The sequence below is a fragment of the Streptomyces sp. NPDC048462 genome (genome assembly GCF_043200175.1).
In the GTDB taxonomy this organism is placed as follows: domain Bacteria; phylum Actinomycetota; class Actinomycetes; order Streptomycetales; family Streptomycetaceae; genus Streptomyces.
The window spans coordinates 94,384-116,927 of sequence record NZ_JBICXG010000023.1 but is presented as its reverse complement, the minus strand read 5'-3'; the positions used below and the strand labels follow the sequence as shown (position 1 = coordinate 116,927).

20 protein-coding genes and 1 pseudogene are annotated in these 22,544 nt (G+C 69.7%); 6 read left to right on the top strand and 15 right to left on the bottom strand.

Annotated elements, in window-relative coordinates:
* Positions 1–2: 2 nt before the first annotated feature.
* Positions 3–581, bottom strand: a complete 579-nt coding sequence (locus tag ACGFU6_RS30315; protein ID WP_393615501.1) for an SUKH-4 family immunity protein — start codon at positions 579–581, stop codon at positions 3–5.
* A 59-nt stretch (positions 582–640) separates the two neighbouring features.
* Positions 641–1,627, bottom strand: a complete 987-nt coding sequence (locus tag ACGFU6_RS30310) for an SDR family NAD(P)-dependent oxidoreductase (RefSeq protein WP_393615499.1) — start codon at positions 1,625–1,627, stop codon at positions 641–643.
* Positions 1,628–1,690: 63 nt separating this feature from the next.
* Here ACGFU6_RS30310 and ACGFU6_RS30305 point away from each other — a divergent pair, with 63 nt between their 5' ends.
* The gene (locus ACGFU6_RS30305; RefSeq protein WP_393615498.1) at positions 1,691–2,263 is read left to right on the top strand and encodes a TetR/AcrR family transcriptional regulator; all 573 of its coding nucleotides are present in this window, start codon (positions 1,691–1,693) and stop codon (positions 2,261–2,263) included.
* 307 nt (positions 2,264–2,570) lie between these two features.
* Here the strand turns inward: ACGFU6_RS30305 and ACGFU6_RS30300 are convergent.
* The 7 genes and pseudogenes from ACGFU6_RS30300 to ACGFU6_RS30270 form a co-directional block, all read right to left on the bottom strand.
* Positions 2,571–3,103, bottom strand: a pseudogene (locus ACGFU6_RS30300) (transposase); the annotation flags it as partial.
* A 27-nt stretch (positions 3,104–3,130) separates the two neighbouring features.
* Positions 3,131–3,433: a hypothetical protein gene (locus ACGFU6_RS30295; RefSeq protein WP_393615497.1), complete on the bottom strand. Its 303-nt coding sequence runs from the start codon at positions 3,431–3,433 to the stop codon at positions 3,131–3,133.
* A 373-nt stretch (positions 3,434–3,806) separates the two neighbouring features.
* Positions 3,807–5,330, bottom strand: coding sequence for an aldehyde dehydrogenase family protein (locus ACGFU6_RS30290; protein WP_393615496.1), 1,524 nt, complete (start codon positions 5,328–5,330; stop codon positions 3,807–3,809).
* A gap of 106 nt (positions 5,331–5,436) precedes the next feature.
* The gene (locus ACGFU6_RS30285; RefSeq protein ID WP_393615495.1) at positions 5,437–6,687 is read right to left on the bottom strand and encodes a GAF domain-containing protein; all 1,251 of its coding nucleotides are present in this window, start codon (positions 6,685–6,687) and stop codon (positions 5,437–5,439) included.
* Positions 6,688–6,828: 141 nt separating this feature from the next.
* Positions 6,829–7,419 (bottom strand): N-acetylmuramoyl-L-alanine amidase, encoded by a 591-nt coding sequence (locus tag ACGFU6_RS30280; protein ID WP_393615494.1) that lies wholly within the window; start codon positions 7,417–7,419, stop codon positions 6,829–6,831.
* 369 nt (positions 7,420–7,788) lie between these two features.
* Positions 7,789–9,294: an SWF or SNF family helicase gene (locus tag ACGFU6_RS30275; RefSeq protein ID WP_393615492.1), complete on the bottom strand. Its 1,506-nt coding sequence runs from the start codon at positions 9,292–9,294 to the stop codon at positions 7,789–7,791.
* The gene (locus tag ACGFU6_RS30270) at positions 9,291–12,203 is read right to left on the bottom strand and encodes a DEAD/DEAH box helicase (protein WP_393615491.1); all 2,913 of its coding nucleotides are present in this window, start codon (positions 12,201–12,203) and stop codon (positions 9,291–9,293) included. The genes ACGFU6_RS30275 and ACGFU6_RS30270 overlap by 4 nt, the downstream gene beginning before the upstream one ends.
* A 256-nt stretch (positions 12,204–12,459) precedes the next feature.
* Between ACGFU6_RS30270 and ACGFU6_RS30265 the strand changes: the two genes are divergently transcribed.
* Positions 12,460–13,521 (top strand): fatty acid desaturase family protein, encoded by a 1,062-nt coding sequence (locus ACGFU6_RS30265; RefSeq protein ID WP_393615490.1) that lies wholly within the window; start codon positions 12,460–12,462, stop codon positions 13,519–13,521.
* 96 nt (positions 13,522–13,617) lie between these two features.
* Positions 13,618–13,800 carry a hypothetical protein gene (locus ACGFU6_RS30260; protein ID WP_073733881.1) on the top strand — a complete coding sequence of 61 codons (183 nt, stop codon included), beginning with the start codon at positions 13,618–13,620 and terminating at the stop codon, positions 13,798–13,800.
* A 75-nt stretch (positions 13,801–13,875) separates the two neighbouring features.
* On the opposite strand, the gene ACGFU6_RS30255 is transcribed toward ACGFU6_RS30260, so the two are convergent.
* Both ACGFU6_RS30255 and ACGFU6_RS30250 read right to left on the bottom strand, forming a co-directional pair.
* Positions 13,876–14,928, bottom strand: a complete 1,053-nt coding sequence (locus ACGFU6_RS30255) for a hypothetical protein (protein WP_393615488.1) — start codon at positions 14,926–14,928, stop codon at positions 13,876–13,878.
* Between the two features lie 101 nt (positions 14,929–15,029).
* On the bottom strand, positions 15,030–15,329 hold the full coding sequence (locus ACGFU6_RS30250; protein WP_393615517.1) for a hypothetical protein: 300 nt from the start codon (positions 15,327–15,329) through the stop codon (positions 15,030–15,032).
* Between the two features lie 171 nt (positions 15,330–15,500).
* Between ACGFU6_RS30250 and ACGFU6_RS30245 the strand changes: the two genes are divergently transcribed.
* A complete protein-coding gene (locus tag ACGFU6_RS30245) occupies positions 15,501–16,403 on the top strand; it encodes an oxygenase MpaB family protein (protein ID WP_393615486.1) in 903 nt (300 codons plus the stop codon).
* Positions 16,404–16,452: 49 nt separating this feature from the next.
* Here ACGFU6_RS30245 and ACGFU6_RS30240 read toward each other — a convergent pair whose 3' ends face one another.
* Both ACGFU6_RS30240 and ACGFU6_RS30235 read right to left on the bottom strand, forming a co-directional pair.
* The gene (locus tag ACGFU6_RS30240; RefSeq protein ID WP_393615484.1) at positions 16,453–17,052 is read right to left on the bottom strand and encodes a class I SAM-dependent methyltransferase; all 600 of its coding nucleotides are present in this window, start codon (positions 17,050–17,052) and stop codon (positions 16,453–16,455) included.
* Positions 17,053–17,182: 130 nt separating this feature from the next.
* Positions 17,183–17,692 (bottom strand): MarR family winged helix-turn-helix transcriptional regulator, encoded by a 510-nt coding sequence (locus ACGFU6_RS30235; protein ID WP_393615483.1) that lies wholly within the window; start codon positions 17,690–17,692, stop codon positions 17,183–17,185.
* 81 nt (positions 17,693–17,773) lie between these two features.
* On the opposite strand from ACGFU6_RS30235, the gene ACGFU6_RS30230 reads away from it, so the two are divergent.
* Positions 17,774–19,888: an MMPL family transporter gene (locus tag ACGFU6_RS30230; RefSeq protein ID WP_393615482.1), complete on the top strand. Its 2,115-nt coding sequence runs from the start codon at positions 17,774–17,776 to the stop codon at positions 19,886–19,888.
* Positions 19,889–19,970: 82 nt separating this feature from the next.
* Here the strand turns inward: ACGFU6_RS30230 and ACGFU6_RS30225 are convergent, their stop codons facing one another.
* Together ACGFU6_RS30225 and tatA are read right to left on the bottom strand one after the other, a co-directional pair.
* Positions 19,971–20,546 carry a TerD family protein gene (locus tag ACGFU6_RS30225; RefSeq protein ID WP_393615481.1) on the bottom strand — a complete coding sequence of 192 codons (576 nt, stop codon included), beginning with the start codon at positions 20,544–20,546 and terminating at the stop codon, positions 19,971–19,973.
* A gap of 149 nt (positions 20,547–20,695) precedes the next feature.
* Positions 20,696–20,860 carry a Sec-independent protein translocase subunit TatA gene (gene tatA, locus ACGFU6_RS30220; RefSeq protein WP_393615515.1) on the bottom strand — a complete coding sequence of 55 codons (165 nt, stop codon included), beginning with the start codon at positions 20,858–20,860 and terminating at the stop codon, positions 20,696–20,698.
* Between the two features lie 259 nt (positions 20,861–21,119).
* Here tatA and ACGFU6_RS30215 point away from each other — a divergent pair, with 259 nt between their 5' ends.
* A complete protein-coding gene (locus tag ACGFU6_RS30215; protein WP_393615514.1) occupies positions 21,120–22,544 on the top strand; it encodes an LCP family protein in 1,425 nt (474 codons plus the stop codon).

Genomic DNA, 22,544 nt, shown 5'->3' with positions numbered 1-22,544 from the left:
TATCAGGTGTAGATCCCGCCTTCGAGGTTGCCGAACATTTCAACCCATTCGCTGTACTCATGGGCAAACGGCAGTGGGTCTACAAGGCGGATCGCGTCATGAATCGCGTCAACATCTCGCTTATGGCGAACGTATTCTGCGTCATCGTCATCACCGCGCGCGCAGTTTTTGACGTACCCGATGAATGAACTGACGGTCTTGGCCAAGGAGGACACGTCCCCATGCACTGGAATTGCTTCCATCGACGCATCAGTGTACTGATAGACGATTCTGGTAACCGGGTCAATGGCTACAGAATTGATAACAAAATTCCCCATCTTGGTCAGAGCCTCAACTCCCTCGGGGAACTCCCAGCCCTCAGCTTCCTCTGCGGCACGGTGCCGGATGAACCCGTAGCTGAATTCATCAGGAGGGCCGAAGCCGAGCTCATAGTCCACAGCAGACGGAATTCCGACCTGAGTGAAAAAATCGAATGTCTCACCGGTGAAACCGTAACGCTCTGCGGTTTCAGTCGGCAGCCGGCGAACGTTGCCCTCGCCGACTGCGGCCGTCAGCGTACTGCGGTCGATATCAAACAGCATGCTCTAGCCTCGCTTGCTTTTCCTGGCGGCTTCCATTGCCGCTCCGTCCGACTCGGTCATCATGGTCCCAACGCCGTGACGCGGAGCAGGTCGGTCGAGACCGTCCAGAGGCGCTTGGCGGTGGCGGGATCGAGCGCCCATTCCTTGACACCGTGCGGGTGCTGCGCGAGGTCGGCGTCGTTCGTCACGGTGTAGGCCTCTTGTGAATCGTCAAGGTAGTGGCCTCCGGAGTGCGCGAACTCCGGGGCGACGGCCGCGACGATGCTGGTGGCAGCCCCCTGCTCGACCGTTTTGTACGTGAAGACTCCGGCGGCTTCGGCCGCGTCGAGCGACTGTTTCTGTTGCGTTGTGAAGTTCCGCTGCAGTCCCGTCGCGACACCGCCGGGGTTCACCGCATTGGCAATGATGCCGTCGGAGGCCCAGAGGCGAGTCGCCTCGACGGCGAAGAGAGAGTTCGCCGTCTTCGACTGGGCGTAGGCGATCTGCGGGTCGTAGCGGCGACGCTCGAAGTGGAGATCGTCGAAGTCGATGCCGGAACGCATGTGCGCCGTCGAACTGACCGAGACGATCCGTGCTCCGTCACGGTCGGCCGCTCCCAGGGCCAGGGCGTCATGAAGGCCGGTGGCGAGGGCGAAGTGGCCAAGATGGTTCGTCGCGAATTGCAGCTCCCAGCCCTCGCGTGTTCGTTCGAGGCCACCAGTGACCACGCCCGCGTTGTTGATCAGCAGGTGAAGCGGGCCGCCCCACAGGTCGACGAATCGCGTGACGGTGGTCCTGTCGGCAAGGTCGAGCCGGACGACTCGGGGCCGTATCCCTGCGGTTGACTTCGCGATCGTCTCAGCGACGGCGTCACCCGCAGTCGTGTTCCGGACAGCGAGCGTCACCTCCGCCCCGGCAGCGGTCAACGCACGAGCCGTCTCGATCCCGATTCCGGAGGACGTTCCCGTCACGATCGCGCGGACGCCGGTGAGGTCGACGCCCCGCAGTACCTCGTCCGCGGTGCTGGAGGCGGTGAAGGGCGTGGAGACGGGTTCGCGAGTAGCCATGGCGGTGACTATACTTACTAGACTTGATTTGTATAGTGCGACTCTCGCTCGTATGCTCGGTCCATGAGCAGTCCCGATGCCGGCCACCGGCCGTCGACAGCCGCCGATACCGACCGTCGGACCATGGTTCTGGACTCCGCCATGGTCACGTTCGCGCGCTTCGGTTACCGGAAGACCTCGATGGAGGAGGTGGCGCGGGCGGCGCACATTTCCCGGCCCGGGCTCTACTTCCTCTTCTCCTCGAAGGAGACTCTGTTCCGTGCCGCGGTCACCCAGGCCCTGGAGCGGGACATCACAGCGGCCGAACATGTCCTGGCCGACACCGGCCGCCCCCTTCCAGAGCGGCTCGTCGAAGCGTTCGACCAGTGGGCGGGCCGCTACATCGGCCCGCTGACGCGCGATGTCTCGGTGGTCATCGAGGACAACCCCGACCTCCTCGGAGAGATCGCCGAGACCACGCCGCGACGTTTCGAGGAACTGATTACAGAAGCGATTGCCGTCGAGTCAGGACGAGAGGCTGCCCCCCTTGTCGCACAGACGATGATCAGCGCATCGATCGGCCTCAAGCATCAGGCCGCATCACGGGAGTTCTACCTCGAACGACTGCAGGTCGCCATCAATCTCCTGGTGCGCTGAAGACGCTTACAGAAGCCGCGGGAGAGAGCCCGGCCGAACAGCTCATCTCGCAGACTGAGAACGCATCAGCCTTGGTCAGTGGCTAGCTCCGTTCATTCGTGATGGTCCGCCGGTGCAGGAGGCGGTCCATCACGCGTCGCCTGGCTTCCCGAGGAGACAGCGCGAACAGAACGATGTGCCGGGCCGCGGTGGCTACGCTCAGGAGCGCGGTAGCGCATGTCACGGGCTCTGAGTCCGACGGGGTGGAAGGTGGACGCCCGCGTAGTGGGCCCCAACCGCTGCCCTGCCCTGGTCAGGGACGACTCAAATCGACGAAGCCCATCAGCGGATGGTGCCCGTCGGCCCTCTTCCAGGTGGTGGCGTCCTGCTTCTCGGAGTGCGCCACTAGCAGCACGCCGTCCAGGTCCACGATCACGTGGCCGTCCCTGTCCGGCGCCCCGCTCCGGGCCGGCTTCCATACGTACTCGTGGGCATCGGCCCGAGCGGTGCGGATCGCGTCCAAGGGCTGCGGACCGGCGGCGGCGAGGCTGTCGACCAGACGGGAGACGGTCGGGTCGGAGGCCACCGTCCCGAATGCGGCAGGCTCGGCCCGCAGCATGCCCACATCGGCCAGAGAATCTCCGCCCAGAGCGACCGCGAGTGCCACATCCAGCTGGATCTTGCCCGGATCGTGCACCGCCCGAGGCGCCGCCAGGGCACGAGCGCCGCCGATATCGCGGCAGCCAGGCCACTCTTGAGGGTGCTACGCCTTCTCACCTGGAGAGTGCCTCTCGTTGAGGTGAACAGGACCCTAGACAAGGCCTGTCTTCCCAGTTCAGAGGAACTCTCCGGCGATCTGATAGGCGGTTGGACATCAGCTCGCGCGTGTCACAGGACCCAGGATCCAGGCAGTTCCAGCAAAGCGTCACCGACGATCAGAAACGGTCGCCGCGAATGCCACCGTGCATCGTCCGCCTGGTCGTGCAGCGGCACGGTAGCCAGTTGCAAGCGGGTGTCCAGCGCGTCGAGCTCCACCTGCCGCGCGGTCCGAATCCTGTCCGTGAACACAGGCGATGCCTGCGCCAGCCAGGCGCGGCAACGAAGCATGCCCGCGTACTCCCAGACGAGTTCGCAGTCGAAGCCCTCTTCGACATCCTGCACCAACGCCTCCATCACGGCGTTGAGCGTCATCATCCCGTACCGCGCCGCCGAACCTCGGCTTGCCCGATGCACCGACTCGTAGTCATCCGCGCTAAGAACCTCCATGGCTATGGGCACAGCCTGCGAGCTGTTCCGCGCCGGAACGATGCGTCACCCAAGAGGCTGATCGAACCAGTGTCATGAAAGTCCGAGGCTGACCCGGCCCAGGTCGCCCGTCTCTTGGCGGCGGTCTCCCGTCAGCGCGGACGCGGACCGCCCCTTGAGGCGCGTTTCCGTCTGCATGTACTACGCCGCGATGCGGCCCAACGGGGACTTACGACGTAAACCAGGCTTCGGTCTGAGTGGAACGAGCAAGAGGCGCCTGATGGGTGAAACCCCAGGTCAGGCGCCTCTTCTTGTGCTCCTAGAAGAAGCCCAGCTTCTTCGGCGAGTACGACACCAGCAGGTTCTTCGTCTGCTGGTAGTGCTCCAGCATCATCCGGTGGTTCTCCCGGCCGATCCCCGACTGCTTGTACCCGCCGAACGCCGCGTGGGCCGGGTACGCGTGATAGCAGTTCGTCCAGACCCGGCCCGCCTGGATGGCCCGGCCCGCCCGGTACGCGGTGTTCGTGTCGCGGGTCCACACGCCCGCCCCGAGCCCGTACAGCGTGTCGTTCGCCGTGCGGATCGCGTCGTCGAAGTCCGAGAACGACGTGACGGCGACGACCGGGCCGAAGATCTCCTCCTGGAAGACCCGCATCCGGTTGTCGCCCTCGAAGATCGTCGGCTGTACGTAGTAGCCGCCCGCCAGCTCACCGTCGTACTCGATCCGCTCGCCGCCCGTAAGGACCTTGGCGCCCTCCTGCCGGCCGATGTCCAGGTAGGAAAGGATCTTCTGGAGCTGGTCGTTGGAGGCCTGGGCGCCGACCATCGTGTCCGTGTCCAGCGGATGGCCCGGCACGATCTGTTCGGTGCGGGCGATGCCCGCCTCCAGGAACTCGCTGTAGTGGCCGCGCTGGATCAGGGCCCGCGAGGGGCAGGTGCAGACCTCGCCCTGGTTGAGGGCGAACATGGTGAAGCCCTCGAGCGCCTTGTCACGGAAGTCGTCGTCGGCCGACCAGACGTCGTCGAAGAAGATGTTCGGGGACTTGCCGCCCAGCTCCAGGGTCACCGGCTTGATGTTCTCGGAGGCGTACTGCATGATCAGCCGCCCCGTCGTGGTCTCCCCGGTGAACGCGATCTTCGCGACGCGCGGGCTGGACGCCAGCGGCTTCCCGGCCTCCGCGCCGAAGCCGTTGACGATGTTCACGACACCCGGCGGCAGCAGGTCCGCCACCAGGCTCAGCCACACATGGATGGACGCCGGGGTCTGCTCGGCCGGCTTGAGGACCACCGCGTTGCCCGCCGCGAGGGCCGGGGCCAGTTTCCAGGTGGCCATCAGGATGGGGAAGTTCCACGGAATGATCTGCGCGACGACGCCGAGCGGCTCGTGGAAGTGGTACGCGACGGTGTCCTCGTCGAGCTGGCTGAGCGAACCCTCCTGGGCCCGCAGCGCGCCCGCGAAGTAGCGGAAGTGGTCGATGGCCAGCGGGATGTCGGCCGCCAGTGTCTCGCGCACCGGCTTGCCGTTCTCCCAGCTCTCCGCCACCGCGAGCTCCTCCAGATGAGCCTCCATCCGGTCGGCGATCCGGTTCAGGACCGAGGCGCGGTCACCCGCCGAGGTGGCACCCCAGGCCGGAGCCGCGGCGTGTGCCGCGTCCAGGGCGTGCTCGACGTCCTCGGCGGTGCCCCGGGCGATCTCGGTGAACGGAAGGCCGTTGACGGGGCTCGGGTTCTCGAAGTACTGGCCACGGGCGGGCGGTACGTACCCGCCACCGATCCAGTGGTCGTAGCGCGACTCGTACGAGACGATCGCGCCCTCGGTGCCCGGCGCAGCGTAACGGGTCATCTCTGTGGCCTCCCGGATCCGGTGCCGCCCGCCGTTGGGCGGCCCTCGGCGCGAGGCTAGACAGCCCCACGTTGCAACCCCGTTGCGTGCCGCGGCGGGCAGGCGGCTATCGCAGCTCCGCCTCCAGTGTCCGGGCCCGGGCCAGCAGCGCCGGACGCTGAGCAGCCGGCGCGGCCTCGGCCAGCGCCCGCCACGCGGGGAGGTCGTCCTCGCCCCACGGGCTCGAAGCCCAGTCCGCCAGCAGCCCCGGATCACCGCGAGCGATCAAGGCGGCCCGCAGTGAATCGTCGAGCCGGCGCCGCAGCCGCACGACCGACGGTGCCTGCGAACCGGGCAGCAGGGGCCCCGCGTAAGCGCTCAGGGCCGAGGCGACCGCGCCCGAGGCCAGTCGGCGCGCGACCGTGTCGAAGTCCGCGTCGACCGGGGAGGCGAGACGGTAGGGGCGGGAGAGCAGCAGATCGGGGCCGAGCAGTCGGCGCAGCCGGGACAGTTCGGCCCGCAGCGTCACCGGGGTGACCGACTCGTCCTCGTACAGCTCGATCAGGAGCTCGTCACCGCCGATGCCTTCGGGCCGCCTGGCCAGGGCGACCAGGATCTCGCTGTGCCGGCGGCTGAGGCGGAGCGCCCGGCCGGCCACGGTCAGCAGCGCCTCGTTCCTGCCGAGAGCGCTCAGCCGTACGGTCCCGGCGGACGGGGGCGGGGCGAGGAGGGCGAGCTGGGACTCGGCGGCGCGGGCGACGGCCTGCACGAACGCCAGGCTGTGCGGATGGGCGAGCCCGTTCCCGCCGGTGATGTCGACCGCTCCCAGCACCCGTCCGGTGTGCGGGTCGTGCAGTGGCGCGGCCGCGCACGTCCACTGCTGCACCGGACGCAGGAAGTGCTCGGCCGCGAACACCTGGACCGGGCGGTCCACGGCGATGGCCGTCCCCGGCGCGTTGGTACCGGCGACGGACTCCGCCCAGCGGGCCCCCTCCACGAAGTTCATCCGCCCGGCACGCCGTCTGGTCACCGGATGCCCCTCGACCCACAGCAGCCTGCCGTGCGCGTCGCACACCGCCAGGAGGTGCTCCCCGTCCGTGGCGTAGGCGCTCATCAGTTCCCGGATCACCGGCATGGCGCGGGCGAGCGGATGGGACTCCCGGTACGGCCCGACCTCGTCGGCGTCCAGGTCGACCAGTGCGGCGCCGTCCGGGCAGACGCGGGCCCGCGCCGAGCGGCGCCATGATTCACCCACCACCGGGCGGACCGGCCGCTCCAGGCGGCCGGCCGCGGTGAACACCTCGTGCGCGTGGCGCAGTTCGCCGAGCCGTTCACCGGGGTCGGCGTCGGCTGCCAGGGCCAACCAGGGGTCCGTCAACTCACCCTCCCGTCCAGGGGCGCCGTACACCCCCATCGTCGTCGCAGCGGACGCCCGCGACAACCGTGGTGCGGAGAGCAATCGGTAATCGGAAGCGCCGGGCCGGGGGGCCTGCCCCGGGACCGGCCCCCCGGCCCTCGGTCAGGCCGTGCCGAGCAGGTTGACGAGGCGGATGTAGCGGACCCAGTCCCAGTTCGGACCCGGATCGGTGTGGTCGGTGCCCGGGACCTGCACATGGCCCAGAATGTGCGCGCGGTCCTTGGGGATGCCGTAGCGGTCGCACACCGAGGCGGTCAGCAGCGCCGACTTCTCGTACATGGCGTCGGTGAAGTATTCGGGCTGGTCCACATAGCCCTCGTGCTCGATGCCGATGCTACGGGTGTTGTAGTCCCAGTTGCCCGCGTGCCAGGCGATGTTCCGCTCCCGGACGCACTGGTCGATGTAGCCGTCCGCCGAGCGGACCACGTAGTGCGCGGAGACCTGCTTCGCCGGGTTCTGGAAGATCGCGACCGCGTCCGAGAACGTCTCCTGGGTGACATGGATGATCACATACTGCACGGGGTACGCCGAAGGCCGCGTGGAGACCGTGTAGTTGGACGTGGACGCGGGCGCCCAGTGGGCCGACGGATAGTCCGTGTCGCCCGCTGCCGCCGCAGTGGCCCGTGCGGAGGCGGGGAGCAGCGTGGCCGCGGCAGTGGCGGCCGCGCCCTGAAGGATCCTTCTCCGGTGCATGTGTACTCCAGCTGTGTGTGGGGGAGTGCGTGTAGCCGAGGTGGGAGGAGGGCCGGTCGGGGGATTCCGGGGAGGGATCCGGCTGTCCGAGGTGGCAGAACAGCGTGTGTCCGAGGTGGCGGTTCACCGTGGGAGGCCGCCGTCCGCCGATGCCTCAGGCAGCTGGTCACTCCCTCTTGTCCGGTGACCGGAATGCGTTGTCCGATGTACGGCCGAGTATCTCGCGGGCCCCACCGTACGGGGGTCGCGCGGGCGGCGGAAGACGGCAGGAGCCCGGAATCGCTCCCGGCCCGGGGGTGGATCGCGCAGTCCTCTTCGCACCGGCGGCCGGGAGTGAAACGCCCGCCCCCGGCCGCCGGTTATGCTCCGTCAGGCCCCCGCCCGGCCGGTGTCCGTCCGGTCTGCGTCCGTCCGGCCCGCGTCCGTCCGGCCGACTTCCGACTGGTCCGTGTCCGTCTGGCCCGCGTCGGCCAGGGCTGCCGCCGGATCGTCGTCGCAGGGACCGGCCTGCGTCCACCGCCCGCTCTCCTTGCGGTACGGATACCAGCGCCCGTCCCGTCCGTAGCGCAGCTGGAGCGTGCCGTCCGCCGACGTCCAGCGGTTGTGCTCGGCCCGCAGTCGAGGAGCCTCGTCCTCCTCCCAGGCGGTGGACAGCTGTGTTCGGGCGTGGGCCAGTGATGCCGAGTCCGGTGTCCACTGTTCGTCCAGGACCAGGAGCGCCGCGGCGCCGCCGTACCGCCAGGCACCTACCGCGACCCGCAGACCGGCCGGGCCACGCCCCGACCCGGTTGCCAGCCGGGTCGCGATCCACGGCTCGGGGCGTGCGTCGGCGGCCAGCCGTACCGCGTCCTGTTCCGGCGTCAGCGCGACCGGTACGGGCTGCAGTTCATGGCCGGGTGCCAGCGCGTCCGCGAGCATCCGGTGAGCCCGTGCAGCGCTGTCCGTCGCCAGCATCTCCAGCGCCGTCGGGTCCACACCGGGTTCCGGATCGGTCTCCGTGTCCAACGATGGGGAGACACCGGCCTGGGCGGGAAGCGGCGGGGGAGGGGGCAGCGGTGGGAGGGCGCCGGCCGCCGCGTGGGCCTCCGCCGCCGGGACCCCGCGTGCGCCCCGGCCGGTGGGTTCCGCCGCCGGCGCGTCGGCGGGCCCGGACGGTTCGTGTCCCGTGGCGCGGGCGGTGATGCGCACCTGGAGCTCGTCGAGCAGCCGGCGCTCGCCACGTCCGCGCATCAGCAGCAGCACGAACGGGTCCTGGTCCAGCAGCCGCGCGACCTGGTAGCAGAGTGCGGCGGTGTGCGGGCAGTGGTCCCAGGCCTCGCAGGTGCACTCCGGATCGAGGTCGCCGATGGCCGGGAGCAGTTCCACGCCCGCCGCTGCCGCGTCCTCGACCAGGTGCGGCGGCATCTCGCGGTCGAGCAGGGCCGCGATGTGCCCGGCCCGGTCGACCGCCATGTCCAGGAACCGGTCCCACTCCTCCTCGCTCAACTCCTGGAGCAGCACATCGCTGCGGTACGCGCTCGCGTCCCGGTCCTGCACCACGGCGGTGATCCGGCCGGGCCGCACGGACACCACACCGACCCCGCCCTCGCGGGCGAGCCGGCGTCCCTTCTTGAGCTGCTGGCCGTCCAGCGCGGTGTCCTCCAGCGCCTTCAGCCAGGCCAGGCCCCACCAGGACTCCGCGAAACCGCGGCCGTGCGCGGGCGGCAGCGCGGCGAAGGTGCGTTCCTGCGCGGACACGGAGGGAGCCGCTTCGTCCCGCTCGTCGATGTCGGTGTCGGTGTCGGTGTCGTCGTCATAGGTGTCGTAGGTGTCGGAGTATTCGCCGGCGGCGTACCCGTCCGGCTCGTATGCGCCGGGCTCGTATCCCTTGCTCATCGTGCGCCCCCTCGCAGCTCGACCAGGTCGGCCAGTTCCGCATCGCTGAGTTCGGTCAGGGCGCTCTCGCCGGAACCGAGGACCGCGTCGGCGAGCCCCTGCTTCCGGGCCAGCATCCCGGCGATCCGGTCCTCGATGGTGCCCTCGGCGATCAGCCGGTGGACCTGCACCGGCTGGGTCTGGCCGATGCGGTACGCGCGGTCGGTCGCCTGGGCCTCGACCGCCGGGTTCCACCAGCGGTCGAAGTGCACCACATGGCCCGCCCGGGTGAGGTTGAGGCCGGTCCCGGCGGCCTTGAGCGACAGCAGGAAGACGGGGGCCTCGCCCGCCTGGAAACGGTTCACCATCGCCTCGCGGGCGGCGACCGGAGTGCCGCCGTGCAGGAACTGTGTGCGCACCCCGCGCGCCGCCAGGTGCAGTTCGAGGAGCCGGGCCATCTGCACGTACTGGGTGAACACCAGGACGGCCGCGCCCTCCGCGAGAATGGTGTCCAGGAGCTCGTCGAGCAGCTCCAGCTTTCCCGAACGGCCGGCGATCTGCGGCTCCTCCTCCTTGAGGTACTGCGCCGGATGGTTGCAGATCTGTTTGAGCGCGGTCAGCAGCTTCACCACCAGGCCCCGCCGCGCCATGCCGTCGGCGGCGGAGATCGCCGCCAGGGTCTCGCGCACCACCGCCTCGTACAGGCCCGCCTGCTCGGCCGTCAGGGAGACCGCGCGGTCCGTCTCGGTCTTCGGCGGCAGTTCGGGAGCGATGCCCGGGTCGGACTTTCGCCGGCGCAGCAGGAACGGACGCACCAGCGCGCCGAGGCGCTCGGCCGCCGCCGGGTCGCTGCCCTCCTCGGCCGCTCGCGCGTAGCGGCTACGGAAGGCGCCGAGCCGGCCGAGCAGGCCGGGGGTCGTCCAGTCGAGGATCGCCCACAGTTCGGAGAGGTTGTTCTCCACCGGGGTGCCGGTGAGGGCCACCCGCGCCCGCGCGCCGATCGTGCGCAGCTGTTTGGCCGTCGCCGAATAAGGGTTCTTCACGTGCTGCGCCTCGTCGGCGACGACCATGCCCCACCGGGTGGCCGCGAGCTTCGGAGTGTCCAGCCGCATCGTCCCGTACGTGGTGAGGACGAACTCGCCGTCCGCCAGGTCCTCCAGACTCCGTGAGCCGCCGTGGAAGCGGCGGACCGGGGTGCCGGGCGCGAACTTCTCGATCTCGCGCTGCCAGTTGCCCATCAGCGACGTCGGGCAGACCACCAGGGTGGGCCCCGCGGCCGATTCGATGGTCTGCCGGTGCAGATGCAGCGCGATCAGGGTGATGGTCTTGCCGAGCCCCATGTCGTCCGCGAGACAGCCGCCTAGGCCGAGCGAGGTCATCGTGTGCAGCCAGTTCAGGCCACGGAGCTGGTAGTCGCGCAAGGTCGCGGTGAGGGCGGCGGGCTGGGCGAGCGCCGGCTGCCCCTCCTGCGCCTGCCGGGATTCCGGATCGGTGAGCCGCTGACGCAGCGCTTCCAGCCAGCCGGTCGCCCGGACCTCGATCCGTCGGCCGTCGATCTCCGTGGAGCCGGTCAGTACCACCCCGAGAGCGTCGATCGGGGTGACTTTGCGGTCCTGGGTCTCCCGGGCGCGACGCGCTTCGTCGGGATCGATCAGCACCCACTGGTCGCGCAGCCGCACCAGCGGCCGGCCCGCCTCGGCCAGCCGGTCGAGCTCGGCGCGGCTGAGGTCCAGGCCCCCGAGCGCGAACCGCCAGTCGAACGCGAGCAGGGCGTCCGCCGACAGGAGCGGTGCGGTGTCGGAACCGGTACGGGCGGCTGGCTGGAAACCGTCTGTTCCGGCCCCGCCGTGCTCGTCGTCGGACGGACCGATCACCGCACGCGCCGTGAGCTTGCGGGCCAGCTCCCTCGGCCAGTGCACCTGTACGCCCGTCGCGGCGAGCGCGCGTGAGGCGGGGCCGAGCAGTTCCGCGATCTCCTCGTCCGCCGGTTCCACGGCGTCCGGCACGGCAGCCGACAGCAGCGGGGTCAGGGGCGGCCAGGCGCGGGCGGCCCGGCGCAGCATCAGCAGGGCGTCCATCCGGGCCTTCGGCCCGAGGGCCGCGGCGGCCGGTCCGTTGCCGGTCCAGATCCGGGCGGCATCGGTGACCAGCGTGGGGTCGCTGACGCTGTGGATCTGCGGGACCACCCGGAAGGAGGGGCCGGACAACTGCCCCTCGGGCCCGTCGCCGGCCCTCTCGAGCCCGGACACCTCCACGCGCAGCGAGAGCCGGACACCCGCGTCGTGCCCGGCCGCGACATCGGCGGCCCAGGCCCGCTGGTCCGCCAGCCGCTGCGGAGCGTCCGCGGTGAACGCCGGACCACCGTTGGCGAGGGCCGCGGCGGGTGTGCGCGGCAGGCCGTCGGCCACCGCGTCGAGGAACGCCCGCACCAGCCACTCCGGTTCGGGCAGCAACAGCGGCTCCGCCGACGCATCGAGCGGTACCGCATGGGCACTTGGCGGCATGGAGGCGGCCAGGCCGCGGATGCGGTCCTGATCATCGGCCGTGAGCGGTCCGGCCCGCCACGCGTCCTGGTCCGTGGCGCTCATCCCCGGCAACAGCAGCCCGCGCGCGGTGAACTGAAGGGCCAGCAGTCCGGCGGCACCCCAGAAGGAGGCCGACGCCGAGGCGTCGGCCGAGGCCCGTGCGCGGGTCAGTACGGGCAGCGCGTCCCGCACGGGGAGCAGCCGCGCCGCCACTTCGTACAACTCGGCGTCGGCGCCGGTCACGGTCAGGCCCTCGACGGTCCCCGGGGCATCGGGCGGGCTGCTACCGTCTGGGCACCAGAAGGCGACGCGTCCGGTCCGGGAGGGATCCGCGGGCAGGAACACCACAGAACAGCCGATGAGTGCGGAGATCTCGGAGAGCGTTGCTGCGGGGAGGCTGTGCACAGCGATGTCAGATTCCTCAAATTTGACTAGTGGGCCGAGGTCGCCGAGGGTACTCCATCGCATCCGGCGGCGGGGCTAGTCGTCACATGTTTTAGATCACACGCCTGTGTCCGGTATGTCGGCCAGGTGTAGCCGGCCCCCCACCGGAATGAGGGGGTTGGCACCAGGAAACCTCGGGTGGTGGCTCCATGGCTGCCGTATATCTGCGACCCGTACGTTTCATCAGGTCAGCGCACCCCTTAAGACCGGAGACATCATGCCTCAGGCCGCAACCACCGTCGCGGAACGAACCCGTGACGGTGCCGGAAGTGCCGGAAGTGTCGGAAGTGCAGGAAGCGACTTCGCGCCACTGCTGCGGGCCGTCAAGGGGCAAGGACTCCTCGAACGCCGCACCGGTTGGTACGCGGCCGGTATCGCCGCCAACCTGCTCGCCCTGGGAGCCGTGCTCACGGGCATGTTCCTCCTCGGCGACACGTGGTGGACGCTGTTCCTCGCACTGCCCCTCGCCGTCTTCTGGTCCCGCACCGCGTTCGTCGGGCACGACGCCGGACACGCCCAGATATCCGGTGACCGCCGGGCGAGCCGGGCCATCGGCCTGGTGCACGCCAACCTGCTGCTCGGCATGAACGAAGCCTGGTGGAACGACAAGCACGTACGCCACCACGCCAACCCCAACCACGTGGACAAGGACCCGGACGTCGGCGTCGGCGCCCTCGTCTGGACCCAGAAGCAGGCAGCACAGCGTGAGGGCTTCGCCCGCTGGCTCACCCGCAACCAGGCCCGCCTGTTCTTCCCGATGCTGCTCCTGGAGGGCATCGCGCTGAAGATCTCCGGCTTCCAGTACCTGCGACAGCAGCCCGCCCGCGAGCGTGCCCTCTCCGCCCTGCTGCTCGTCGCCCACCTCGGTCTCTACGCCGCGCTGCTGCTCACGGTCATGTCTCCCGGCAAGGCGGTCGTCTTCGCCCTCGTGCACCACGCGCTCTTCGGGCTGCACCTGGGCATGGCCTTCGCCCCGAACCACAAGGGCATGGAGATGCCCGACCCGGACGGGGACCGCTGGGGACACCTGCAGCGTCAGGTCCTGACCTCACGCAACGTGCGGGGTGCCGTCCTCACCGACTGGTTCCTCGGCGGGCTCAACTACCAGATCGAGCACCACCTCTTTCCGAGCATGCCCCGCCCGCATCTGCGGCTGGCGCAGCCCCTGGTCAGGGCGCACTGTGAGGCGCTCGGCATGCCGTACGCGGAGACCGGACTCATCGAGTCCTACCGGCAGGCACTCGACCACATGCACGAGGTCGGCGCACCGCTCAGGTGACCGTTCCCGACGGGTTCGGGGCAGGCTGGAACCGATGGGCACGCACAGGCGTTCTCACAGCAGGAGCGGCTACTGGCCGCGAAGGAGGCGTGGACGATGTCGAACAGAGCAAAGATCGCCATCGGGGGAGTCGTCGTCGCAGTCGTCCTGATGCCGTTCATCGGGTTCTGGCTGTCACTGCTGGTGCTCATCGGAGTCCCCGCGATCGCCTACCTGGCACTGGACCCCAGTCAGCGGCGCAGGCTCCGCAGGATCAGCCGCAAGGAGATCGGCCGCTGAGCGGTGCCGGGTCCCTGATCGCAAGGGCCCGGCACCGGGCAGCGCCCGGTCGGCGGTGCCCATGCTCGAGGCGCCTCAGGAGGGCCGTACGGCCAGCGCGTCCAGGGCCTTGAGCAGGCCGGGAAGGTCCTTCCCCCGCTGGACCGGCATTATCTCGCCCGGTATCTCGTCCAGCAGGAGAAACGCCATGTCGTCGGTCCTGGCCGCCATGGACCAGCCGGGGCCGTCGGCCCGGATCGTCCTGGCGTCCCCAGGGGCGAAGGAAGACCGGATCCGGCCGGGCGGCGGCGGGGCACCCGCATAGGCTTGCGCTTCGGCGAGAGCTCGCCGTACACCGGGATGGGTGCCGGGCTGGGCGCTGCGCTCGCCGGCATCCGCGCCCGCACGGCCGGCGTCCGTACCGCCGGCACCGCCCGTGTCCGCAGGGCTCGCGTCCGCACCGGCCGGGGCGGTGCTGTCCGCCGCGATGTCGGAGTCGGGGTCGGAACCGGAATCCGCGTCCGCGTGAGCATCCGCGTCGGGACCGTCCGTACGGGACGAGTGATCGTCCTCAGACACAGCCTCCTCGCTCCCGTCGCCCGCCGGTCCGGACTCGGCGGAGTCGGAGTCGTCGATCTGCTCGCGCCAGGCCGCCCACTGCGATGCGATCGCGTCCGCACCGAGGCGGCGCTGCGCCGGGCCCCACACATCCGTGTCGGGTGGAGCGAGCGGAGGCGGATCCCCGCCGTCCGCGTCGGGGTCGGGGGCCGGGTCGTGCGGAGCGGCCACGCCCGGCGCGGCGACCGCCACGGCGAGCGGCCAGCCGGGGAGAGCGCAGACCACCGAGCTTTCGTCGGGCGACAGGTCGTACTCCATGCCACAGTCCCAGGACGCTATCGCCACGGCCACCAGGGAGACGTCGTCGACGACGACGGTCCACCTGGCTCCGTCACCGTCCTGACCCATGACCAGTCCGTACCCCGTGGCGTACGGGCCGAGCCCGAGCGCCGCACAGGCCTCCGGGTAGTCGTCGCCCAGCACGCTCGGAAACTGTGCTGGGGTCAGCAGGACCGCAGTCAGTACATACAGTGCGTCGTCGTCGGCGACTGCGTTGTCCGTCCCGGTCACTGCACCCTCCTCATCCGTCATGGTTGTCCGTCGGCGCACCTTAACCAGTGGGTAACCCACTCGTCGAGGCCCTGACAAGGCAGAACGTCGCGTCCGGCTTCGGTGTGCCGTGGACGTGACGCCTACTCGTCGGTCAGGCCGAGCAGAGCGCGGGCCACCGTTTCGGGTGATTCATCGCGCTCACGGGCGAGCGCGATGACCGCCCGGCAGGCGAGTTCTCCGACGCCGAAGGAGAGAGCTTCCGGCGACACCCAGCCGCTCGCCTCGTCCATCCGCTCCTGGTCTTCCTCCACCGACGCGGCGACGAACGTGGCGGCCGCATCGAACAGATTGTGCTGCCGACGCTCCGGCGCCTTGAGGGGGGCGTCGGGCCGGCCGCCCTTGCGGCCGGGATTCACGGCTCTGCGGAGTATGCCGAGCATGTCGGTCATGGAGACCGCCTTTCCTGGATATGTATCTGGCGGACACGGAAACACGTGCACGTGAGGAGACGTGCCGCGCGGGCACGGCGTTGCTGTCTCGCGCGCGTACTCACGGTCCTGCCCGCAGACGTAGGGTCGGACACTCGGCCCGGACTACGAGAGGGACGCGCGGTGAAGCGCTATGACCGACTGAGGGATATTCAACGCCTGGATCCGGAGAAGGACTTCCTGGAGATCTACCGGATCACGGCCACCTACGAATTCCCCTGGGACATCACCCGCGCCCTCGAACTCGCCCTGTACCGAACGTATGCCGTCCCCAGCATCGGCCGACTGCTCGCCGATACGGCGGAACTGACGAGCCGTTCACAGAAGCGGTACGACGACACCGCGCTCCTCCTGGACGCCGTGGTCGAGCACGGCTTCGACAGCGATCCGGGGCGTACGGCCATCCGTCGCATCAACCAGATGCACCGCAGCTACGACATCAGCAACGACGACATGCGCTATGTGCTGTGCACCTTCGTCGTCACGCCGAAGCGGTGGCTCGACAGCTATGGCTGGCGCCGGCTGTCCGGACACGAGAGATCGGCGTGCGCCGCCTACTACCGGACCCTTGGCGCGCACATGGGCATCAAGGACCTGCCGCACACGTACGAGGACTTCGAGCGCACCCTCGACGCCTACGAGAAGGAGCACTTCGGCTGGGACGAGGGAGCGCGCGAGGTGTCGGACGCCACGCTCGCCCTGATGGCGTCCTGGTACCCGCGCCCCCTGGCCCGGATGGCGCGCGGCGCGAGCCTCGCGCTCCTCGACGACTCGCTGCTACGGGCTTTCCGCTACGAGCGTCCGGGACCGGTGGCGCGTGGACTCACCCGGGGCGCGCTGCGATTGAGGGCCCGTGCGGTGCGGCTGCTGCCGCCTCGTACCGCCCCGCACCACGCCCGCCAGAACCCCGAGATCAAGGGCTATCCGGATGGCTACGAGGTGTCCGCACTCGGCACGTACCCCACACCGGGAGTGGGCGGCTGCCCGGTCCGGGACCTCCGTGGTCCGGACGCCCCGGCCGGGTGAGCCGCCCTGCCTCGCCGACCGGGGTGCTGTACGAGGTGCTGTACGGGGATCAGCCCTTGCGTTCGGCCAGGACGAGGAAGCGGTCGGTCTCGTCGGTGTACGAATTCAGCCGCCAGCCCGAACGTGCCAGCAGCGGGACGAGGTTGGGCTCCGCCCGCAGATCGTCCTCGGTGAGTGTGCGGTGGTGCCGTGCGGCCAGTGCCGCCCTGCCGATGGGATGGAACAGTGCCAGCAGCCCGCCCGGCCGCACCACCCGCGCGAGTTCGGCCAGATCCCGTTCCGGTTGCGGCAGATGTGCGATCAGCCCGGCCGCGAACACGGCGTCGAGCGCATGCGTCCGCACCGGCAGCCGGGCGGCGTCGGCCTGGAACAGCCGCCCGTCACTGCCGCGGCCCGCGCGAGCCGCGGCCTCCAGCATGGCCGCGGTGAGATCAGCGCCCAGTACGGTGCCCCCGGGGCCGACCGCGGACCGCAAGGCGGGCAGTGCCCGTCCCGTACCGCAGCCCGCGTCGAGCACGGCATCGCCCGTGCGCAGGCCCATGGCGGAGACCGCCGCGGCGTAGGCCGGCCCGTCGTCGGGAAAGCGGGCGTCCCAGTCCGCGGCGCGAGCGGTGAAGAAGTCCTGGACGTGCGTGCGGTCATCAGCCATACGGACATGATCGTGGAAGAACCGCTCCAACGAAACGACATGAATCGGGTGCATGCCCGACTGCGGTGCGCCCGTGGCGAGAGCCGGCCCGCAGGCGCTGTGGGTGCCGCCCGGCGGGGGCGCCCCTCACTCAGGGCTGCCGCCCGTCCTTGCGCAACTGGGCCAGTTCGTCGTTCATGGCGTCCAGGAAGCGGGCCACGACCGTCAGCTCGGCCTCGTCGAACTGACGCCTGGCCGTGTCCGTGCTGTCCGCCAGCGGCATGAAGAAGTCGCGGGCCACCGCCTTCGCCGCTGCCGCGTAATGCAGATGCACCACCCGGCGGTCGCTGTTGTCGCGGACCCGCTGGATGTGTCCCGCGCGCTCCAGCCGGTCCAGACACGCCGTCACCGCTCCCGAGGTGAGGTCGAGCTGTTCGCGCAGCCTCCCCGGAGTCATGGCCGCCCCCGTCCCGGTGCGCTCGGCGTCGAGGATCGCGATGAGCGCCTGCACATCCGTGGGATGCAGCCCCTGGGACTGGGCGAACTCGTGGGCGATGCGATTGAACTCGCTGTTCATACGGCGCAACAGCACTGCGAACGTCTGGAGCCCGGTGGGCCCGTCGTCCATGCCTCTGTCCGGGACTCTGTCTGCGGTGCGCATACCACCAGAGTAATATCTCTCAATGGTTGAGATAATTAATGATTGAGAGAAAATGACCGTACGCCGAACTCTGGGGAAGTCATGAAGCCCGCACCGCGGCACCACATCGTCCGCTGGCTGGTACCTCTGGCCCTGCTCGTCGTCTGGCTCGGCATCGGCGGGACGCTGGGCCCGTTCGCCGGGAAGCTGGGGGAGGTGTCCACGAACGATCAGGCCGCGTTCCTGCCGCGCAGCGCGGAATCGACGAAGGTGTCCGAGGCGCAGAAGGAGTTCCAGCGGTCCGGGACCGTACCCGCGATCGTGGTCTGGACGAGCAGCAGGGGCCCGCTCCCGGCGGGTGCGCAGGCCGCCTCCACCCGGGCTCTCGCCTCGTTGGCCGGGGTGCCGGGAGTCGTCGGAAAGCCGTCGCCCGCACTGCCCGCCGAGGACGGCCGGGCGCTCTCCGGCGTCGTACAACTCAGCTCCGGCCTCGGTGACGCACTGCCCGGCACGCTCGACCGAGTGCGTGAAGCGGCTGATTCGGTGCCGGGCACCGAGGCCGGGATCGCCGGACCCGCGGCGAGCCAGGCCGATCTGAAGGACGCCTTCGCCGGGATCGACGGGCTGCTGCTGGGCGTCGCACTGGCCGCCGTCCTGGTGATCCTGCTCCTCGTCTACCGAAGCCTGCTGCTGCCGTTCCTGATCATCATCAGTTCGGTCCTCGCCCTCGGGCTCGCCTGCGCGATCGTCTACGCCCTCGCGGACCACGGTGTCGTGCGGGTGGACGGCCAGGTCCAGGGGATCCTGTCGATTCTGGTGATCGGCGCGGCCACCGACTACGCCCTGCTGCTGACCGCACGCTTCCGTGAGGAGCTCACCCGGCACGGCGACCGCACGGCTGCGGCCGTCGCCGCGCTGCGCCGATCCTTCGGGGCCATCACCGCGAGCGCCGCAACCGTGGCTCTCGGCCTGCTCGCCCTGCTGTTGAGCGATCTGACGAACAACCGGGCGCTCGGCCCGGTGGGGGCGATCGGGATCGTCTGCGCGGTGCTGAGCACGCTGACCTTCCTGCCGGCCGTGCTGGTCCTGTGCGGCCGGGCCGCCTACTGGCCGGCGAAACCGCGCCCGGCAGACGAGGCGGCAGGGGGGCATGGCATCTGGCGACGGGTCGCGGCCCGAGTCGACCGCACCCCGCGCAGAGTCTGGATCTCCACCTGCCTGGTCCTCGTCGCCTGTGCGGCGTTCGCGCCCACGCTGAAGTCGCAGGGTGTACCGCTGGACGAGATCTTCGTGAACGACGCCCCGTCCGTGTCCGCGCAAGCCACCTTGGGGAAGCACTTCCCGGGCGGATCGGGCAACCCGGCCGTGGTCGTCGCGAACAGCGCCCGTGCCGCCGAGGTGACCGCGGCGGCACGGGAGACGCGAGGCGTCGCCCGTGCCGTACCCGTGACCGCCTCCGGGCGACCGGACACGGGACCGCCCGTCGTGGTGGACGGACGTGTCCGTGTCGACGTGACGCTGAAGGACGCCGCGGACAGCGATGCGGCCAAGGCGACGATCCAGCGCCTGCGCACGGCCGTGCACGCTGTCCCGGGGGCCGAGGCGCTTGTCGGGGGCTACACAGCGCAGCAGTACGACACCCAGCGGACGGCCGAGCGTGACCGAGGCATCATCGTGCCCGTGGTGCTGGTGATCATTCTGGTGATCCTGATGGGGCTGTTGCGATCCGTGCTGATCCCGGTCCTGCTCGTGGCCACCGTCGGTCTCAACTTCCTTGCGACCCTGGGCGTTTCGGCGCTGGTCTTCAAGCACGCCTTCGGGTTCAGCGGCACGGATGCCTCTGTACCGCTGTACGGATTCGTCTTCCTGGTAGCTCTCGGAGTGGACTACAACATCTTCCTCATGTCACGTGTCCGGGAGGAGGTGCTGGTGCACGGGGCCCGGCAGGGCGTGCTCCGGGGGCTGGTCAGCACCGGCGGGGTGATCACATCGGCGGGAGTGGTGCTGGCCGCCACCTTCGCCGCGCTGATCGTCATTCCGCTGGCCTTCCTGGCGCAGATCGCGTTCATCGTCGCCTTCGGAGTGCTCCTGGACACCCTGGTAGTGCGTTCGCTGCTCGCGCCCGCACTGGTCGTTGACATCGGCCCGAAGGCCTGGTGGCCCAGTGCTGTCAGCCGCCCCGTCGCGAAGGCGCGGGGAGCCGCCCGCGTCCGGTGAGGCGCTACGGGTCCCGGCCCGCACTCCGTGGACGGGAGTGCGGGCCGGGACCCGTACGCGTTCGGTCACCGCGCCGACGAAGTCAGACGTTGACGCCGTAGTCGGACGCGATTCCGGCCAGGCCGGAGGCGTACCCCTGGCCGACCGCGCGGAACTTCCACTCCGCCCCGTGCCGGTACAGCTCGCCGAACACCATCGCTGTCTCCGTCGACGCGTCCTCGCTCAGGTCGTAGCGAGCGAGCTCCACCCCGTTGGCCTGGTTCACCACCCGGATGAACGCGTTGCGCACCTGGCCGAAACTCTGCCCCCGGCTCTGCGCGTCATGGATGGAGACGGGGAAGGCGATCTTCGCGACATCCGCCGGGACGCCCGCCAGATCCACATTGATGGACTCGTCGTCGCCCTCGCCCTCACCCGTCAGGTTGTCACCGGTGTGCTGGACCGAACCGTCCGGGCTGTTGAGGTTGTTGTAGAAGACGAAGTGCAGGTCGGAGAGGACCTTGCCCGCGTCCGAGCACAGCAGCGCGCTGGCGTCGAGGTCGTGATCGGCGCCGGTCGTCGTCCGTACGTCCCAGCCCAGGCCGACCGTCACCGCGGTCAGGCCGGGTGCCTCCTTCGACAAGGAGACGTTGCCGCCCTTGGCCAGGGTCACACCCATGAACTTCCTCCAATGATCCAGTGATCCGCTGATCGTTGATCACTACTTCTTCGGCCGTCACCGAGTTGAACGACGGCCCGTCCCCTGCGGTTCCCCGATTGCGCAAGCAGTGAAGTGGGGCGGCGGCCCGAAGTCTGTGGCCGCAGCTCTCACTGAGGCGATTCCTCCTTCATGGCCTTCGCCTCACTCTTCAGGATCCGCATGGATTTGCCCAGGGCGCGGGCGGTGTCCGGCAGCTTCTTCGCGCCGAACAGCACCACTACGACGATCGCCACGATCAGCAGGTGCCAGGGTTCGAGGCCGTTGCGCAGCATGCGCTCCACGCCCTTTCTTCGGGTGTCTTCCGGTCAATGTTTCCAGCAGGTATTTGTGGAGACGGGATCAGGTCGACCATGGACAGGTCCGGTGATCCATCCGGATGCAAACACTTGCTACATTGCGCAACTGTACAACCATGCGTGCGCGGTGCGAGTCCGACTCCATGGAAGCCGGACGAACTGGGGTGGGCACATGGCAGGCAGTCACAAAGGGGCGAAGGCAGGCGGGCGTGGGAGCCGTCTGCGGCGGACGGGCCTGTTCGGGCTCTCGTTCCTCGTGCTGCTGGTCGCCGGAGTCGGCTGGGGGTACCTCAAACTGAACGGGAGCATCGACACGTTCAGCGCCGACGGCGTCTCCGGCGACCGTCCGCCGGACACGTCCGAGGGACAGAACGTCCTGGTCATCGGATCGGACTCCCGATCGGGTGCCAACAGCGGGCTCGGCGGCGGGACGGGTGACGTCGGGCGCTCCGACACCGCGTTCCTGCTCCATGTGTACGCCGACCACAAGCACGCCGTCGCCGTGTCCATCCCGCGCGACACCCTGGTCGACATCCCGGCCTGCAAGAAGCCCGACGGCAGCTGGACGACCCCGCAGCGCAACACCATGTTCAACAGTGCGTTCTCGGTGGGGGAGACGGCCGAGGGCAACCCCGCCTGCACCCAGAACACGATCGAGCACCTCACCGGTCTGCGCGTCGACCACACCATCGTGGTCGACTTCGCCGGTTTCTCCTCACTGACCTCGGCCGTCGGAGGCGTACCCGTCTGTCTGCCGCAGGACGTCTACCAACGCGACCTGAATCCCAAGCGAGCCACCCGGGGGCCCCTGGTGTTCGCCAAGGGTCCTCAGTCGGTCTCCGGACAGCGGGCTCTCGACTACGTACGGATCAGGCACGGCATCGGTGACGGATCCGACATAGGGCGCATCAAGCGGCAGCAGGCCTTCGTCGGCTCCCTCGTGAAGAAGGTCAAGTCCCGCGGGCTGAGTCCGACCACCCTGCTGCCCCTCGCCAACGCGGCGACCGACGCGATGACCGTGGACCCGGGGCTCGGCTCGGCCGACCGGCTGCTGTCGTTCGCCATGTCGATGAAGAACGTCGACCTGCACAACACGAAGTTCGTCACCGTCCCCTGGCGCTACCAGGGCGCCCGGGTCGCGATCGTGGAACCGGACGCCGACGCGCTGTGGGCCTCGCTCAAGGCCGACCGCACACTCGACGGGCAGAACGCCGCCGGCAAGAAGGGGAGCGGCGGCTCGGCGGCGCCCGGCGGGGCGTCGGCCTCTCCCACCGGACCGGTCTCCGGCGCGGGCATCGACGTGGCCGTTTACAACGGCACCACGGTGACCGGTCTCGCGGCCAAGGCGGCGGAGGTGTTGCGCTCGCACGGCTTCACCGTCACGGGCACGGCCACCGCGAACTCCCAGGACCGGACCCGGACTCTGATCAGCTACGGCCCAGGCCTCAAGGACAGGGCCGAGAACACGGCCCGGCTCTTCGCGGGCGCGCGTACCGCGGAGTCGGCGGACGCCGGGATCCAGGTGATCGTCGGCAGCGACTACGCCCAGAACCCCTCAGCGGCGCCGGTGGCACCGAAGCCCGACGCCGTACCGTCCGCCGTCGCAGGCGAAGCCCGCTCGGCCGACGACGACCTGTGCAGCGACCTCTCGTACGGCTGA

Bases quoted from the DNA above. Each gene is read 5' to 3' on its own strand.
- ACGFU6_RS30225 (WP_393615481.1), bottom strand. From the start codon at position 20,546: ATGGGTGTGACCCTGGCCAAGGGCGGCAACGTCTCCTTGTCGAAGGAG.
- ACGFU6_RS30290 (WP_393615496.1), bottom strand. From the start codon at position 5,330: ATGACCCGTTACGCTGCGCCGGGCACCGAGGGCGCGATCGTCTCGTAC.
- ACGFU6_RS30280 (WP_393615494.1), bottom strand. From the start codon at position 7,419: ATGCACCGGAGAAGGATCCTTCAGGGCGCGGCCGCCACTGCCGCGGCC.
- ACGFU6_RS30310 (WP_393615499.1), bottom strand. From the start codon at position 1,627: ATGGCTACTCGCGAACCCGTCTCCACGCCCTTCACCGCCTCCAGCACC.
- ACGFU6_RS30315 (WP_393615501.1), bottom strand. From the start codon at position 581: ATGCTGTTTGATATCGACCGCAGTACGCTGACGGCCGCAGTCGGCGAG.
- ACGFU6_RS30275 (WP_393615492.1), bottom strand. From the start codon at position 9,294: ATGAGCAAGGGATACGAGCCCGGCGCATACGAGCCGGACGGGTACGCC.
- ACGFU6_RS30265 (WP_393615490.1), top strand. From the start codon at position 12,460: ATGCCTCAGGCCGCAACCACCGTCGCGGAACGAACCCGTGACGGTGCC.
- ACGFU6_RS30305 (WP_393615498.1), top strand. From the start codon at position 1,691: ATGAGCAGTCCCGATGCCGGCCACCGGCCGTCGACAGCCGCCGATACC.
- ACGFU6_RS30250 (WP_393615517.1), bottom strand. From the start codon at position 15,329: ATGCTCGGCATACTCCGCAGAGCCGTGAATCCCGGCCGCAAGGGCGGC.
- ACGFU6_RS30295 (WP_393615497.1), bottom strand. From the start codon at position 3,433: ATGACGCTCAACGCCGTGATGGAGGCGTTGGTGCAGGATGTCGAAGAG.
- ACGFU6_RS30240 (WP_393615484.1), bottom strand. From the start codon at position 17,052: ATGGCTGATGACCGCACGCACGTCCAGGACTTCTTCACCGCTCGCGCC.
- ACGFU6_RS30260 (WP_073733881.1), top strand. From the start codon at position 13,618: ATGTCGAACAGAGCAAAGATCGCCATCGGGGGAGTCGTCGTCGCAGTC.
- tatA (WP_393615515.1), bottom strand. From the start codon at position 20,860: ATGCTGCGCAACGGCCTCGAACCCTGGCACCTGCTGATCGTGGCGATC.
- ACGFU6_RS30255 (WP_393615488.1), bottom strand. From the start codon at position 14,928: ATGACGGATGAGGAGGGTGCAGTGACCGGGACGGACAACGCAGTCGCC.
- ACGFU6_RS30235 (WP_393615483.1), bottom strand. From the start codon at position 17,692: ATGCGCACCGCAGACAGAGTCCCGGACAGAGGCATGGACGACGGGCCC.
- ACGFU6_RS30230 (WP_393615482.1), top strand. From the start codon at position 17,774: ATGAAGCCCGCACCGCGGCACCACATCGTCCGCTGGCTGGTACCTCTG.